The sequence below is a fragment of the Gammaproteobacteria bacterium genome (assembly GCA_013214945.1).
Taxonomy (GTDB): domain Bacteria; phylum Pseudomonadota; class Gammaproteobacteria; order Enterobacterales; family Psychrobiaceae; genus Psychrobium.
Genome location: JABSRT010000007.1, coordinates 132,726 through 147,189 on the forward strand (window position 1 = coordinate 132,726; position 14,464 = coordinate 147,189).

12 protein-coding genes and 1 pseudogene are annotated in these 14,464 nt (G+C 43.1%); 5 read left to right on the forward strand and 8 right to left on the reverse strand.

The genetic code is table 11. The features are described 5' to 3' along the window. Nucleotide 1 precedes the first annotated feature (1 nt). The 8 genes and pseudogenes from HRU23_07090 to HRU23_07125 form a co-directional block, all read right to left on the reverse strand. Nucleotides 2-583 (reverse strand): hypothetical protein, encoded by a 582-nt coding sequence (locus HRU23_07090; GenBank protein NRA53895.1) that lies wholly within the window; start codon nucleotides 581-583, stop codon nucleotides 2-4. Continuing rightward, the gene (locus HRU23_07095) at nucleotides 564-1,310 is read right to left on the reverse strand and encodes a hypothetical protein (protein ID NRA53896.1); all 747 of its coding nucleotides are present in this window, start codon (nucleotides 1,308-1,310) and stop codon (nucleotides 564-566) included. The genes HRU23_07090 and HRU23_07095 overlap by 20 nt, the downstream gene beginning before the upstream one ends. Continuing rightward, on the reverse strand, nucleotides 1,307-2,698 hold the full coding sequence (locus HRU23_07100) for a hypothetical protein (GenBank protein ID NRA53897.1): 1,392 nt from the start codon (nucleotides 2,696-2,698) through the stop codon (nucleotides 1,307-1,309). Before HRU23_07100 ends, HRU23_07095 begins: the two co-directional genes overlap by 4 nt. Then, entirely contained in the window at nucleotides 2,698-3,501 is an 804-nt protein-coding gene (locus HRU23_07105; protein ID NRA53898.1) for a prepilin-type N-terminal cleavage/methylation domain-containing protein, read from the reverse strand. The genes HRU23_07100 and HRU23_07105 overlap by 1 nt, the downstream gene beginning before the upstream one ends. Beyond that, nucleotides 3,498-4,733: a type II secretion system F family protein gene (locus HRU23_07110; protein NRA53899.1), complete on the reverse strand. Its 1,236-nt coding sequence runs from the start codon at nucleotides 4,731-4,733 to the stop codon at nucleotides 3,498-3,500. The genes HRU23_07105 and HRU23_07110 overlap by 4 nt, the downstream gene beginning before the upstream one ends. Continuing rightward, entirely contained in the window at nucleotides 4,726-6,405 is a 1,680-nt protein-coding gene (tadA, locus tag HRU23_07115) for a Flp pilus assembly complex ATPase component TadA (protein ID NRA53900.1), read from the reverse strand. The genes HRU23_07110 and tadA overlap by 8 nt, the downstream gene beginning before the upstream one ends. Before the next feature lie 157 nt (nucleotides 6,406-6,562). Further along, a complete protein-coding gene (locus HRU23_07120) occupies nucleotides 6,563-7,183 on the reverse strand; it encodes a prepilin-type N-terminal cleavage/methylation domain-containing protein (GenBank protein NRA53901.1) in 621 nt (206 codons plus the stop codon). A 225-nt stretch (nucleotides 7,184-7,408) separates the two neighbouring features. Further along, nucleotides 7,409-8,213, reverse strand: a pseudogene (locus HRU23_07125) (PEP-CTERM sorting domain-containing protein). A 573-nt stretch (nucleotides 8,214-8,786) separates the two neighbouring features. Here HRU23_07125 and HRU23_07130 point away from each other — a divergent pair. From HRU23_07130 to HRU23_07150, 5 genes are read left to right on the forward strand one after another with little or no spacing between them, the layout of a single operon-like run. Beyond that, a complete protein-coding gene (locus HRU23_07130; protein ID NRA53902.1) occupies nucleotides 8,787-9,074 on the forward strand; it encodes an STAS domain-containing protein in 288 nt (95 codons plus the stop codon). A 20-nt stretch (nucleotides 9,075-9,094) separates the two neighbouring features. Next, the gene (locus HRU23_07135) at nucleotides 9,095-9,457 is read left to right on the forward strand and encodes a response regulator (GenBank protein NRA53903.1); all 363 of its coding nucleotides are present in this window, start codon (nucleotides 9,095-9,097) and stop codon (nucleotides 9,455-9,457) included. Between the two features lie 5 nt (nucleotides 9,458-9,462). Then, nucleotides 9,463-11,568, forward strand: coding sequence for a chemotaxis protein CheA (locus HRU23_07140; GenBank protein ID NRA53904.1), 2,106 nt, complete (start codon nucleotides 9,463-9,465; stop codon nucleotides 11,566-11,568). A gap of 2 nt (nucleotides 11,569-11,570) precedes the next feature. After that, the gene (locus tag HRU23_07145) at nucleotides 11,571-12,059 is read left to right on the forward strand and encodes a purine-binding chemotaxis protein CheW (protein ID NRA53905.1); all 489 of its coding nucleotides are present in this window, start codon (nucleotides 11,571-11,573) and stop codon (nucleotides 12,057-12,059) included. 58 nt (nucleotides 12,060-12,117) lie between these two features. Beyond that, a complete protein-coding gene (locus tag HRU23_07150) occupies nucleotides 12,118-14,421 on the forward strand; it encodes a PAS domain S-box protein (GenBank protein NRA53906.1) in 2,304 nt (767 codons plus the stop codon). Nucleotides 14,422-14,464 lie beyond the last annotated feature (43 nt).

Consider the following 14,464-nt stretch of genomic DNA (forward strand, 5'->3'; position numbering starts at 1 on the left):
TTTACTCCAAAGAAAGAATGATAGTTTTGGTGGACGTGAGTTGATGGAGACTGACGGTTGTAGAATCAATGGCTAGTACTTTATAGTCATTAATCAATTGACCTACGCTGGTGATCTGACCATTTAAAATCGCAAACTTAGTGGTATTAGCCACGACAAAACCAGTCAGTTGAGGGATTGCGTCGGCGCTAGGTTGTGATGTTAATGCTGAACTTGCTTGAATCTTTTTATTGGTCGGCATGGTTACAACAATCGTTGTTGATTGGCTAGTCGTTGCTGGCTTACTTATGGCGTTAAATTCTGAAAATGGATCACGCATCGGAGCATTGTTCCAAACCAGTTGGTTAATTGCGACTTCGCCACCGGAGTTGGGCCGAGATGGGGACTGTAGAGCAGGGGAGTGCTCAGCAGGAAACCGCTCAGCAGTATAGGCCGTTGCAGCGGGCTCTGCTGCAATTATTGTGCTGTCGCTCGAGACGGCTATTTCATCGCCAAAATAAGGTGATAGCTGGTGTAGTACATAATAAAGTGCCAGCATCACCAAGCCTAAAATAAACCACTTATTATTGATTAAACGGGACATCCATGCCCTCCTCTTGGTGCGATTTAGTGGTCGGCTCTATGGCATTTAAAATATAGGTTGAATCTTTGACCCACAAGTTAATATCTAGGGTAAAGAAAGTAACACCGTTACCATTGCTTTTAACCTTGGTGGCTAGTATTTCTAGATGGTGATGGCCTTGAATCATATTTTGGGTAAAATCGAGCATTTTAGTATACGGCGACTCATTTTTAGCTTGCTCAACGCTCAGTTGAATCTCGATTGGAAAGGAGAAGGTGTTATTGAGGCTTAATTTAGCGGCATCACCGATTAAATAAGTCATTTTAATCTTTAATGATTGAGCATAATCGCTTTGTTCAATCAACCACTGCGCTAACTGCTCAAAATTTTCAAAGATTTTAGCTTCCGCGATCGAAATATCTTGTTCAATTTTATTAAACTCGTCTTCTGACCATTTTCTATACTGAGATTTCACCTCAGACTCTAACTGAATTTTTTGAGATAACAGGTTCAAGTTGGTATGAATAACAGGCAGCCTAATCTCTAAGCTCCAATAAAGAAAAAAAATCTGAACCACGAATATGACGATATAAAGTATTCGCCCGACCGGAGTTTCGAAAACAACTTTTCCAGCGTTATCCATCAGCGCACGAAAATAGATAGCGCCATCGGTTATTTTTAGCTGACGACGTTTAGAGGGAAGGGTAACTTCCTCTGGTGTTAATGGTACGTCCAACGGCATGTTCATTTCATTGTTCCGGTTATTTCAAAAGCAAGAGGCTGCGTGCTTAGGGCTGCACCTGCTTGTAATTGCTGGTACCAGGTCGATTTCCAACTTTTGGTAATGGTGATATTCCAAGGGGGACTTTTCATCAAACTTTCAAGGTGTTGTAAGTCAGAAGTTAGATGATTTAAACTTAATTTACTTTGCCCTTTAAGTTGGATTTCCCACTTAGCATCGACACTTAACACGCTGAGATTGGTCACTGTAAGTCCCGCGGGCATAATATCGCCAAGATGATTAACAAAAAAAATGGGTAATAAATAATGGGCATGAGACTGCAAAGTATTGAGTTTTTCTTGTTCGCGCATTCGCCTTGCTAATAAGCCTTCTATTTTGTTGCGCTCTCTTGTTAGCATGGCGATGTTTGCCGTGACAGCTTTTGAATCTATGGTTTGTTTGGTTAACATATATTCGACCCCCGAAATAATCGTACCAGTGGCTACCGAAGTCACTAACATTACCCACAATGCAACACGGTAAAAAAGTGTGCGATCAATTTTCTTTTGCGCCATCAAGGGAATAAAGTTGGCGGAACGTTGTCCTTTGAGCTTTGATACTTCACAGGCCCAATAGAATGGATCTAAACCATTGGGGTCAAAATGTAACTCTTCTTCTATTTGAGCACCAATTTGCTCAGTAATTTGTTCAGCACCTTCGCCAATTAGCCACGTAGCAGCCACCGATTTTCTTAATTTCTGTCGGGTATAATGGATCGTTCTGTTGATGTCGGTAATAAGTCGTTGTTGGTTTGATTCATTGCCGTTGTAGGGCAGTTCCCTGACAAACAGCACCTCGCCATTGCCGCAAGTAACAACAATTTCAGTTCTTTGTTTAAACAGTGCGGTGAGCACTAATATATCGTCGTCTTTGGCCCGATATGACTCGGTGATAGACGAAACAACTTCGGTCAGTGGCACCAGTTGGCGCGGGGTTAAATAAAATTTCTGACATAATCGTACAATAGCGTCAACCACATGCTGAGGCATAATATGGAGCAAGATGCCTTCTTCATGGTCGTTGTGCCTCGCTTCGTGATAACACCAAGCGGCTTTGTCTTCAAAGGGTTTATTTTGCAGAACTTTACGAGCTAATGACTTTTCTAGGTCGGTCTTGGACATATTTGGCACGGTAAAAAACTCGTGCGTGTGCAGATCATGCTCGTAAGTAATGGTCACCTCGCCACCTCGAGACAAATCCATATGTTCACTTGCCCCTAGCAGTGCTCGATTAAGATCTTCTAGGTTGTGCACTGGAAATGGCGCGGTCCATCTTTCTAGCGTAAAGCCGCGCCGTACTCTGGCGAGACGAAATTCACCATAAATCCAAGAAATTGAAAACTTTGTCACAGCCATTACTCTGTCCAGCCCCCGTCCGTTTTGTACCGAGCAGACCAATCAGACTTAACGATATGAACGAGCTCTTTGCCTGTTGTCGAAAATAATGAAATTTTGGTGTTATCGATAACATAACGGGTAAGGCTGGTTTCTACGCCATCAGTGGCCGCTAAAATTGGATATGTTGTGCCCGCTTCCAATTGAAAATATGGCTGACTGATATGTTGATTACTGAGTAATATACGATGAAATTTATTGGTGAAATTTAAGCGCTGAATTTTTAAATCTGAGCTTTCAACGAGGGTAGCGGTACTTGTTTGATCCCAAATAGCATTAAATACTGACGCCGTATTAGCCACTGCTGCAACGTTGTTACTAAGGTCAGAAATGAGTATTGCCCGGGGAGAGTTGGGGCGGTTTTGTAAACCGTAATTTTGGCTATGCCCCTGAAATACAGCATCAGTGGTGGTAAAAAAACGTGGGTCAAAAATCAATCGGCGGCGATAATTTAGGGCATTAAACTCAATGTCTGTCGCCGAAAAATCACTGCTAGTTTGCACTGCCGCTACCCACGAACTGGTCACTGCTGTTGGCATCGATTTTTTTATCACAACCGACAGTACGATACTTTGGCCGATGCTAGACAAGTTTTTAACTTCGACATCGGCCCGGGCACGTTTAATGGCATCAAAAATGTTGGGGACAAGGGCGCCAGCAAGCATCGCTATAATGGCCATCACGGCGATTAACTCGAGCAAGGTAAAACCGCGGCTCTTATGGCAAGGGCGTTGCTGGGTGTTATTTACAGCGTTATCTGTCATCGCGCTCCCCCGATGCCAGACATCAGGCTAAACATGGGTAAAAAAACCGCGCCGCCAATCAAGCCAACAATAATTATCATGATGACCATAACCATTGGTTCTAATACTGAAAACACCCGTTTTATTTGACGTGGAATTTCTTTATCAAATCGAATAGATACGTATTTTAATGAATTATCCAACCGACCTGTTTCTTCGCCAACGACGATCATTCGTAAGACAATCGGTGAAATAATTTGGTGCTTGCGCAGTCCCTCGGTCATTTGTTTGCCTTCATTAACTGATATTTCTGCTTCCTTAACCGCCAGTGCCATTAAACGGTTGCCGACCAAGCCGTGACACAGTTTTAATGCCTCGAGTATCGGTACACCGGCTTTAAGTAGTAAGCCTAAATTGTGGCAAAAACGCGACTGCACAATAAGGCGGTTGAGCTTGCCAAAGACCGGCAGATTCAAAATTAATTTATCGGTAAATAGGCCAAAGCCAGGGATATGTGCTGGGCCTTTTTTGAATAATAAAACGATAACAACGGGGCAGAGCAAAATTAACCACCAATATTCTGTGGTAAATTCACCGATCTTAACCACCACTCGAGTGAGCAAAGGTAATTCCAAATTCAAACTTTCAAATATCATGCTAAATCGTGGCACGACAAACGAAAACATTAAGAAAATTAATCCTAATACTGCAGAAGCTATCATTATCGGATAAATGCTGGCTTGTTTAATGTCGGCCATAATTTCTTCTTGCCACTCGAGGTGATCACAGATGTCTTCGCACGACGTGGTCAAGTTGCCGCTGTACTCACCTGCTTTAATTAAGTGGGTTATTTGGCTAGAAAAAACCTTGGGGTGTTTAGTCATGGTTTGGTCAAGCGTGTTGCCGGCTTCGATGTTAACTTGTAAATCACGCAGTACTTGAGAGAAATTCTCATCTGGAGTTTCTTGGGCAATCGCCATAATTGCAGTCGCAACGGGTATGCCCGCTGCAAGCATGGAATGTAGGCCATTGAAAAAATCTATTAGCTCTTTACGAGGTACTTTTTTATCGCTAAATTTGTTCTTTTTTGCTTTATTTAGCGCGTTCTTTTCACCCGTATTTTCGCTAGATTCTATAAGCCAATAGCCAATATCATTAACCCGAATTTCTAATGCCTGCTCAGAGTCAGCTGACATGATCCCGTTAACCTGATGACCTTTAGCATCTATTGCCCGGTAATTAAAATCAGCCATTACTTACCAGCCGAATGACTTCATCAACCGTGGTTAAGCCTTGTGCAGCTTTAGCTAAGCCATCTTCAAGCATCGAGGTCATGCCATTTTCTCGGGCAATTTGCTCGATTTCATAAACCGACGCATTTTCGATTATTGGGTTGTGCATCGATTCATTAATCGACATAACCTCGTAAATAGCTAGGCGTCCTTTATACCCTGAATCACCACAGTGCTGGCAACCAACAGCTTGATACAATATTGCTGACTGTGGCAGTAAATGAGCAATATTATAATCTTGGATAGTATTGGCTATATTATCGCTTGGCTTTTTACAGTGAATGCAAAGTTTCCTGACTAACCGCTGCCCGATGGCAGCGTTGAGTGCTGGCGGTAATAAATAGCGTTCTATGCCCATATCAATAAGACGAGGTATCACGCCTGCCGCAGTATTGGTGTGCAAGGTTGCTAACACCAAATGACCTGTTAGCGCTGCCCGTATTGCTAGCTCTGCGGTTTCTAAATCACGAATTTCACCAATCAAAATCACATCAGGATCTTGGCGCAACAAGGCTTTTAACCCCGTGGCAAAGTCCATACCCATCTCCGAATTAATCTGGGTTTGACGGATTTCTGGTAATGAATATTCGATCGGATCTTCTAAGGTAAATACGCTACGGGTTTCGGTATCAATCAGGCTAAGCGCAGTGTAAAGGGTGCTTGTTTTACCGCTGCCAGTTGGTCCAGTAATTAGCACCATGCCATATGACTGATGCATCAAGTGGGTGAATAGGGTTTTGTCTTTATCGGAAAAACCGAGCCAGTCGAGCGATAACTTTACGTTACCGGCATCAAGAATACGCATCACAATGCTTTCACCATGACTAGTGGGTAAGGTTGATACTCTTAAGTCAATTGCTTTGCTGCCGTATTTAAAATGAATGCGGCCATCTTGAGGTATCCGCTTCTCGGAGATATTTAAGTTAGCTATTAATTTTATACGTGACGTTAACGCTGGTATCAAGGTGGCTGGCACTAAAAATTCAGTATGCAATACCCCATCAATTCTAAACCTTATTCGCGCAACATTTTCTCCCGGCTCAAGGTGGATATCAGCCGCACCTTTTTTTATGCCGTAGGCAATAACTTGATTCGCAAGGCGCACCATTGGCGATTCATTCTCTGCGCCTTCATCGTTAGCGCTAATGCCGTGTGCCATTAAAATATCAATGGTTTTACTAATTGATTGGTCTTGGGAATAATGTTGTTCTACCGCTGCTAATACCGTGCTTTGTGACGCCGAAACGACTTTAACCGTGAAGCCAGTTATTCGCTCGATAGCGTCTATAGCAACAACATTAAAAGCATCGGCAAAAGCGACTGTTAATACCCCATCAGTAAACTCAAGCGGGATTAACTTATGCTTTATCGCTTCTTTGTGGGGGATTAGGCTCAAGACATCGGGATCAATTGATATATTGATCAGGTCGACAACTTCCGTTTTACTCTGATGCGCTAACGTATCTGTTAGCGCGTCTGCACTAATAAATCCTAACTCAATCAGCACTTCGCCCAGCATTAAGCCTTGTCTTTTTTGTTCGCGACGGGCTAAATTTAGCTGTATTTCTGATACTAATCCTTCATCCAAGACTAGTTGGCCAAGCGATTTTCTACCTTGAGTTTGTGTATCCAATATCTACTCCATCCATGGGAATTATCGCAGCGAAATCGGTGGTCTTTAGTTTAACTATTAATAGCTCTGCTAGCTCATTGGGTTAATCTATATAAGTTAATCGAAAGGTTGCAGTCATCATTGGATGACCGCGAGCCGTATTAATATTCAGCTAATATTAGACCGTGGTGATGCAGTACAACAAGATAGTTGCATGATCGCTGCCAGAGCCATAGCGTTTAATTTTTCCAGCAGCTTGCCAACGGTCGTCGCCGGTTGTTATGCCACCGTCACCATCAATAATGTTGCTTATTTTTTCTGCGACTTTATCGCTGATATAGTCAGCTCGATAAACTAAAAAAGTACCATCTCTAGTGCCATCGCCATCAATATCGCAAGTGTAGTTGACATCAGCAGTCGCAATAACATCTTGGTTAGCACCTTTGACAATTTGGTGGGTTAACTCGCGATCGAGATAAGGACCATTCCAACCCGGTATTGCTAGCCCAGTACCATTGGCATCGTTGACCATTAAATTATGATATGCAGAATTGGTACTTGTTGGAACATGTCTTGGCCATTTCCCGGTATCTTTATAATACCGAGCGACGGCGAGTTTTAATTCGTGAATTTCTTGAACGTAAGCCGAGACCTTGGCATCTTCGATTGCTTCAAAAATTGGTGGGGCTGCGGCCGACGCTAATATGGCAATAACCGCCATTACCCCGATCATTTCCATTAGGGTAAAACCTAACTGTTTAGATTTTATAGCGTTAGCTTTGTTTGAATTGTGCTTCATGTGACACTCCATTGTTTTAAAAATCCTTTAATACAACTCTATGTTTTTATTTCAACAAAGTGAAGTAATTTAGCGTTGGAAAGAGCACAAAAAGTGATACTTTCAGCTGATTACTTATTTCGGATATAAAGATCGATTGGTCTAATCAACGCGCTGAGTGGGGCGAGAAAAACAAAAAGAAACCCGCTCGATGGCGGGTTTTATCAATGCTATGCCATTAACCAATTACTGCTGCTTGCGCTGGGTTAAACGAAGGCCAAATAATCCCATTGCCATTAAAAATATTGTGGCAGGCACGGGCACCGATGTCGTTGGTAGTGGAATTACCGGCGCTAACTGTCGATCAAACCATAAATATTGGTTTTCTAGCACAGAATTTAAACCTGCTGTGAGCGAACTGGCCAGTTCGACACTGTTGCCTGCGCCATCACCAAAGCCAATGGCAGACACTTCATTGGTGTCAGTTGCGTCCCAGCCCATGGTTTGATAAAAGAAACCTATACTTCCTTCAGTTGCATCTACGGCGTAGTTGTCACCACGTAGTACCAACTGAAAGCTGTTGGTTGGATCGGAATGAGAGTCATACCAACCGACATTATTCCAAGTAACAACTAATTGCTTATCGGTTAAGTTGTAATAAACCACGTCGGAAGCGCGGGTGTCGACATCGCCGAAAAAAGGCGAAATGATCGGTGCATTAGCACCGGTCGGTCCGGTTGGAACGAAAGCGGAGATACCACTTTCGAAGCTAATGTTACCGTTATTATTGATGAAGAGGCTCGAATAAGTTTCGCCAAAAAACGTCACATCAAAGCCTAAATCCAAACTCATGAAACCGTCATCATTGCGGCCGTCGGCTTGGCCAACATTCGCTGAGCTGCCACCCCCGGTGGTAACGATATTAGCACCCAAATCGTTGGTATAGTAACCATCGGTTGTATAAACGTCTGGCCGAACTATTTAAGACCGAATCGGGGATGACCGAAGCGTGAAAAACGCCGCTAACCAGCAATAAACAGCTTGCCGACATGGTGACTACTGATCTACATGTTGTTTTTATTTGAGGGTTTTTATATCTGTGTAAATTATTTCGACACTTTAAAGTGGTGCTATTAAGCTTTACAGCCCACTTCAGGGGAACACATTGTAATCCCCTTACTAAAATCTGCAGTCTGGAATAAGCGCGTTAATCATCAAATTTAGTTATTAAACTAAGAGGTAAAAAATAAGGGGTATTGAATAGACGTAACGGCTGATGTCCTTACCTATTTAAACCGATTCTTGATTGTGCGTCTAAGGTGAGGGATCGGCCTTAGTAATATATTCTGGTTAAGAGCGGGCAATGAAATATCCACATTGTTATTTGTACATTCTATAAAGCTTAATCGTGAATAAATAAGAGAGATTGTCACTGGTATTATATGTAGCGAGGCATTTATCATTATAATAGTAATAAAGTATTAGAAATAAAGTATTGCTAATAGATAAATGCTCAAATACAATTCGATTTTATTCGTACTATTCCCCAAGATTCAATGGGATGCTCGGCAGGATGCTTCAGCACATTTTTATTGCATCAATAATATTAAATTAAGAAGCCTGCATGAGTGAAATTACAATTAAACTGCCCGTAGAATTAGATATTTCAGCCGTCGCTGATTATCACTCCCAAATATTGCTGCCGCTGATAGACGGTGCTAGTCAACAGTCGGTACTAATCGACGCAAGTGATTTAACCCACATCGATAGCGCCGGTATTCAATTGTTGCTCGCCATAGTGCAGCACGCATCACAGCAATACACCACACTCTCTTGGTATTCAATCCCCGATGTGCTTACTCAATGTGCAGCACAATTAGGGTTGACTGACGCATTACTTTTTAAGAAATAATTGAATTATAGGGCACTCAAATGGCAAAGATCCTAGTGGTTGACGACTCGGTATCAATTCGAAACATGGTTTCATTTACTCTGAAACAACAACAGCATGAAATTATTGAAGCTACCGACGGTATAGATGGTTTAGCAAAAGCTAAAACGGGCAAATTTGATTTGGTCATTACCGATATCAATATGCCAAAAATGGACGGCATTGCATTGTGTCAAGCCTTGCGACAAATGCCAGCATTCAAATTCACACCAATATTAATGCTAACAACAGAAAGCTCGACCGATATGAAAATGAAAGGCAAAGGGGCTGGCGCGACAGGCTGGTTAGTGAAGCCGTTTAATCCAGAAAAGTTATTAGCTACGATTAAACGCGTCATAAGGTAGATTGAATGAGTATCGACCTGTCGCAATTTATCCCGACCTTTTTAGAAGAAAGTTTTGAGGGATTAGCGTTAATGGAATCGGGCCTGCTTAATTTAGAAGCGGGTGATAATGAAACTATTGACGCAATATTTCGAGCCGCACATTCCATTAAAGGCGGAGCTGGTACCTTCGGCTTTAACCGAGTAACAGATTTCACTCATCAAGTTGAAACATTGCTCGATCAGATGCGCGATGGCAGCAGGTCGTTAGCTCAAACTGATGTCAATATCCTATTACAGTCAGTCGATTGTATTAAGTTATTAATTGAATGTGCCCGTGATGGAATCGAGTGTGATGATCTAGTAATAACACAGGTTGAAAGTGCGTTAACTGTTACGCTAGAGGGCTCATCTGAACTTTGTTATTACAATGATGAGCCAGAGTTATCTGAGCCGACTATAAGCGATAATAGTGGAAGCGAGAGTCGTGGCTGGAAAATTGCTTTTAAACCGCAGCATCAAATGTTGCAAACGGGCAACGAACCTAAGCATTTATTTAGTGCGCTGGAAGAGCTAGGTGCCTTATCTGTTGTTGCAAATAGTAGCGACGTACCACCGTTAGCCGAATTAGCCCCTGAAGAGTGTTTCTTACATTGGCAGCTTGAGTTAGTGACTAGCTGTGATAAAAGTGAAGTTATTGAAATATTTGAGTGGGTTGAAGACGATTGTGAACTAGAGATTTCGCCGTTAAGTCACCAAGAAACTCCGTTTGAAGCGGCTGAAAAACCTTTATCTTCGACGCCGGTTGTCAGTTCAACCCCAACTTCAGACAAAGAAGCTCGTTCAGCCACACCTAATCCTATTGTCAAAGATAGCTCAACGACAAAATCAACTGCCGAAGGCGGTTCTATTCGCGTGGCGATTGATAAAGTTGATGCGCTAATTAATAGAATTGGTGAGTTGGTGATAACTCAGGCAATGCTGAAACAAATTGGCAGCCAGTTATCCGACGATGACGAAGTCAGTGATAAGTTGCGTGAGGGCCTAGTACAACTTGAAAGCCACACCCGCGAGTTGCAAGAAGATGTTATGCGAATTCGGATGTTGCCAATTAGCTTTGTGTTTAACCGTTTTCCTCGCATGGTTCATGATATCAGTGCTCAGCTCGGTAAAAAAATCGAGTTAAAACTTTCTGGTGAGCAAACCGAGCTAGATAAAACGGTGATGGAAAAAATAGGCGATCCGTTAACTCATCTGGTCCGTAACTCACTCGATCATGGTCTTGAATTCCCTGAAGAACGGTTGGCGGCGGGTAAGGACGAAACTGGAGTTGTCCAGCTAAGTGCTTACCATCAAGGTGGTTATATCGTAATAGATATAAGCGATGATGGTCGTGGCTTAGATACAGATAAAATCTATGCCAAAGCGCTGGAAAAAGGACTCATTACCCCTGAACAAAACCTAAGTACCCAAGAGATAAATCAGCTTATTTTCGCGCCTGGCTTCTCAACCGCTGAAGCGGTCAGTGATTTATCTGGGCGCGGGGTTGGCATGGATGTGGTGCGCCGTAATATTGAATCGCTAGGTGGCCACGTCTCTTTAACCTCTGCCGCGGGGCAGGGATCGTCATTTAGCGTTAGTTTGCCACTAACGCTCGCAATTTTAGATGGCCAACTGATTAAGGTCGCGACTGAAACCTATGTTGTGCCGTTAATTTCGATTGTTGAGTCGGTCCAGTTGTCAGCCGCAGCACTTAATGCGATTGCCGGTAAGCAATCATTGTATCTGTTTCGCGACGAATATATTCCGCTATACAACATGCGACAGTTGTTTGCTCTTCCGGGTTCTAAGAGAGAGCACGATGAAGAAATGGCGATTATTGTTGAAAGTGGCGGCAGTAAGTTTGCATTGGTCGTCGATGAGCTCTTGAGCCAGCAGCAGGTGGTCTTAAAAAGTCTTGAAGCTAACTATATGGCTGTTGAGGGGGTCTCCGGCGCCACTATTCTTGGTGACGGCGAAGTTGCATTAATTATTGATATTAAAGGGCTAGCATCTTTATATCGTCATCATGCTCAATTAGCCAATCGCGCGGCGCAACAGCGCTGTGCGGCAACAATAGAGGAGACGGCATAAGCATGCAACCCATGGCAACCGCTATCACCGGATCAGAAGATAATTTGCAACAGTATTTGTCGTTCATGCTCGCAGGCGAAGAGTACGCGTCCAATATTTTAAAGGTTCAGGAAATTCGAGACTGGACCTCATCGACATTAATTCCCAATAGCCCAGATTACCTTGAAGGGGTACTGAACTTACGGGGCGATATAATTCCAATTATCAACTTGAGAACTCGATTTTTCTTGCCGCCGAGCGAACAGACAGAGCAGCGGATTGTCATTGTTTTAAACATTGAATCAATGGGCAAGAGACGTGCTATGGGCTTGTTAGTAGACGCGGTAGCTGAAACTTATGATGTTGATCTCAATAAAGTAAGACCTGCGCCGGCGAGCTGCTGCGTAATCGAAGATGACTTTATTAGCGGTTTAATCACCGTTGATGAAAAAATGATAATTTTACTAGATGTTGACCAATTACTAAATTCGGGGCTGTTAGGATTAACCTAAGCCACATTAACACTTATTACCAAGTAGTTTGACCTAGAGCCTAGGTTAAGGAGAAAAAATGAGAACTAACATGCCGATCACCGATCGCCGGATCAAAGCAAAACCGGGTCAGGATTTAGTGACAAAAACTGATTTACAAGGACGAATTACCTATGTAAATCAGGGCTTCATTGATATTAGTGGCTACAGTGAACAGGAACTAATTGGTGAAAACCACAATGTGGTACGCCATCCTGATATGCCTCAGGCTGCATTTGCCGACTTATGGGCGACGCTAAAGCTAGGGCGCCCTTGGGTTAAACTGGTGAAAAACCGTTGTAAGAATGGCGATTATTACTGGGTTAAAGCTAATGTAACCCCGCTAACCAAAGACGGCCGTGTGACCGAATACATGTCAGTTCGCTCTGAGCCTACCGATCAAGAAGTGGCTGAAGCTGAATATTTATATGCGCAGCTTAATCGTGGTGAGGCAAGTTTACCTACACCATCAGCCATTAAATCAATGTCGTTACAAGCAGAGCTTACCAAGTGGATAATGCTGGCAACTGTGTTGATGGCAGCTATTACCGCGGGTCTATTATTAAGCCCTGTGGCTACCGAATTAGCACTAATTGGTCCCGTGATCGGTTTTATTGTTTTAGCCTTTGGTGCCAAAAAGATATTGAATAACAAGGTTATTAAACCAATAAATCGAGCAATTAGCGATCTTGGGTTAATCACTCAAGGCAATTATTATGCGCCGATCGCGGTTGAAGACGCGGGTGAGCTTGGTGATTTATCGCGGATGGTTAAATCAGTACAGATCTCAATGGGCTTTGAAGTTAATAATGCCAATGAAACAGCGCAAAATGCTGAACGAATTAAGGTTGCACTCGATCGTGTAACCTCTAGCGTGATGATGGCGGATAATAACGCGAACATTATTTACTGTAACGATGCTGTAATGACCATGCTTAACATAGCCGAAGAGGATATCCGTCAGGACTTACCCGATTTTAATGCCAATACTTTAATTGGTACGTCGATTGATGGTTTCCATAAAGATCCTTCGCATCAACGCCGAATGTTAGAAGGTTTAAAATCGACCTTTAAAGGTAAGATTAAAGTGGGGCCACGCCACTTTACATTGATTGCATCGCCAGTTATCGATACCAATGGTAACCGTTTGGGCAGTGTTGTTGAATGGGCTGATATTACCCAGCAGTTAGCTGCTGAAAATGAAGTTGAAACCATGATCGCAGATGCATCACGAGGTGTGTTAAGTACCCGCCTCGATGCCAAGAAATACGATGGTTTTATCGGTAGCCTTGCTCATGGTATGAATGAGATGCTTGACGCCATCGTTGAGCCCGTTAGTCAGATTAAACGTGTGGTAGCCTCATTGGCTGAAGGTGATTTAAGCGCCCGTATGGAAGGGGATTTTGCCGGTGAATTCGCCGAATTAGATGATTCATTGCAAGAAGCAATGGCTAAACTTGAACAAATTGTTGATGAAATTCGCACAGGTACTGGCCATATCGCTTCGGGTGCTTCAGAAATATCTAAAGGTAATAGCACCTTAAGTAATCGTACAGAATCACAGGCTGCTAGCCTTGAAGAAACAGCTGCCAGCATGGAAGAAATGACTGCTACTGTCCGTCAAAACTCAGGCAACGCTGATAAGGCAAATGAATTGGCTGAAAATGCCAAGCGCTTAGCTGAACAGGGCGGAGATATTTCTGCCAAGGTTTCACTCTCAATGAGTGAAATTAGCAACTCAAGCAGCCAGATAGCCGATATTATCGGCGTTATCGATGAAATTGCGTTCCAAACTAATTTATTGGCACTTAATGCGGCGGTTGAAGCTGCCCGTGCTGGTGAACAGGGGCGAGGTTTTGCGGTAGTAGCAGCTGAAGTTCGTAATTTGGCCCAGCGTAGTGCTGGCGCAGCCAAAGAAATTAAAGGGCTAATCAGTAGCAGTGCCGCAAAGGTTGAAGAAGGTAGCCGTTATGTTGAGCAATCAGGCAAAGCGCTGACAGAGATTATTACGGCAATTCATGATGTTTCTTCAACGGTGAGTGAAATTGCATTGGCCAGTAAAGAACAAGCCACGGGTATCGACCAAGTGAATGTTGCGGTATCAGAAATGGATGAAGGCACTCAGCAAAATGCAGCGCTAGTACAAGAGGTTGCAGCAGCATCTGAAAGTATGGAAGAACAAGCGGTGCAATTGCGTCAGTTAGTTGGCTTCTTTACGATTAACATTGCTGAGAAGACAGCAGTCAAGATTGCGGCTAGAGCACCAGTGCCACCTGTCAGAACCAAAAGGCCAACACCGAGATATCAACCAACTCAGGCTGATATGGAATGGGAAGAGTTTTAATCAACCAAGTGTAGTTTAGGCAGAGGAGCACCAGCAAGCTTTG

Coding starts and splice junctions, on each gene's coding strand:
- HRU23_07090 (NRA53895.1), bottom strand. CDS start 583: ATGTCCCGTTTAATCAATAATAAGTGGTTTATTTTAGGCTTGGTGATG.
- HRU23_07095 (NRA53896.1), bottom strand. CDS start 1,310: ATGAACATGCCGTTGGACGTACCATTAACACCAGAGGAAGTTACCCTT.
- HRU23_07100 (NRA53897.1), bottom strand. CDS start 2,698: ATGGCTGTGACAAAGTTTTCAATTTCTTGGATTTATGGTGAATTTCGT.
- HRU23_07105 (NRA53898.1), bottom strand. CDS start 3,501: ATGACAGATAACGCTGTAAATAACACCCAGCAACGCCCTTGCCATAAG.
- HRU23_07110 (NRA53899.1), bottom strand. CDS start 4,733: ATGGCTGATTTTAATTACCGGGCAATAGATGCTAAAGGTCATCAGGTT.
- HRU23_07120 (NRA53901.1), bottom strand. CDS start 7,183: ATGAAGCACAATTCAAACAAAGCTAACGCTATAAAATCTAAACAGTTA.
- HRU23_07130 (NRA53902.1), top strand. CDS start 8,787: ATGAGTGAAATTACAATTAAACTGCCCGTAGAATTAGATATTTCAGCC.
- HRU23_07135 (NRA53903.1), top strand. CDS start 9,095: ATGGCAAAGATCCTAGTGGTTGACGACTCGGTATCAATTCGAAACATG.
- HRU23_07140 (NRA53904.1), top strand. CDS start 9,463: ATGAGTATCGACCTGTCGCAATTTATCCCGACCTTTTTAGAAGAAAGT.
- HRU23_07145 (NRA53905.1), top strand. CDS start 11,571: ATGCAACCCATGGCAACCGCTATCACCGGATCAGAAGATAATTTGCAA.
- HRU23_07150 (NRA53906.1), top strand. CDS start 12,118: ATGAGAACTAACATGCCGATCACCGATCGCCGGATCAAAGCAAAACCG.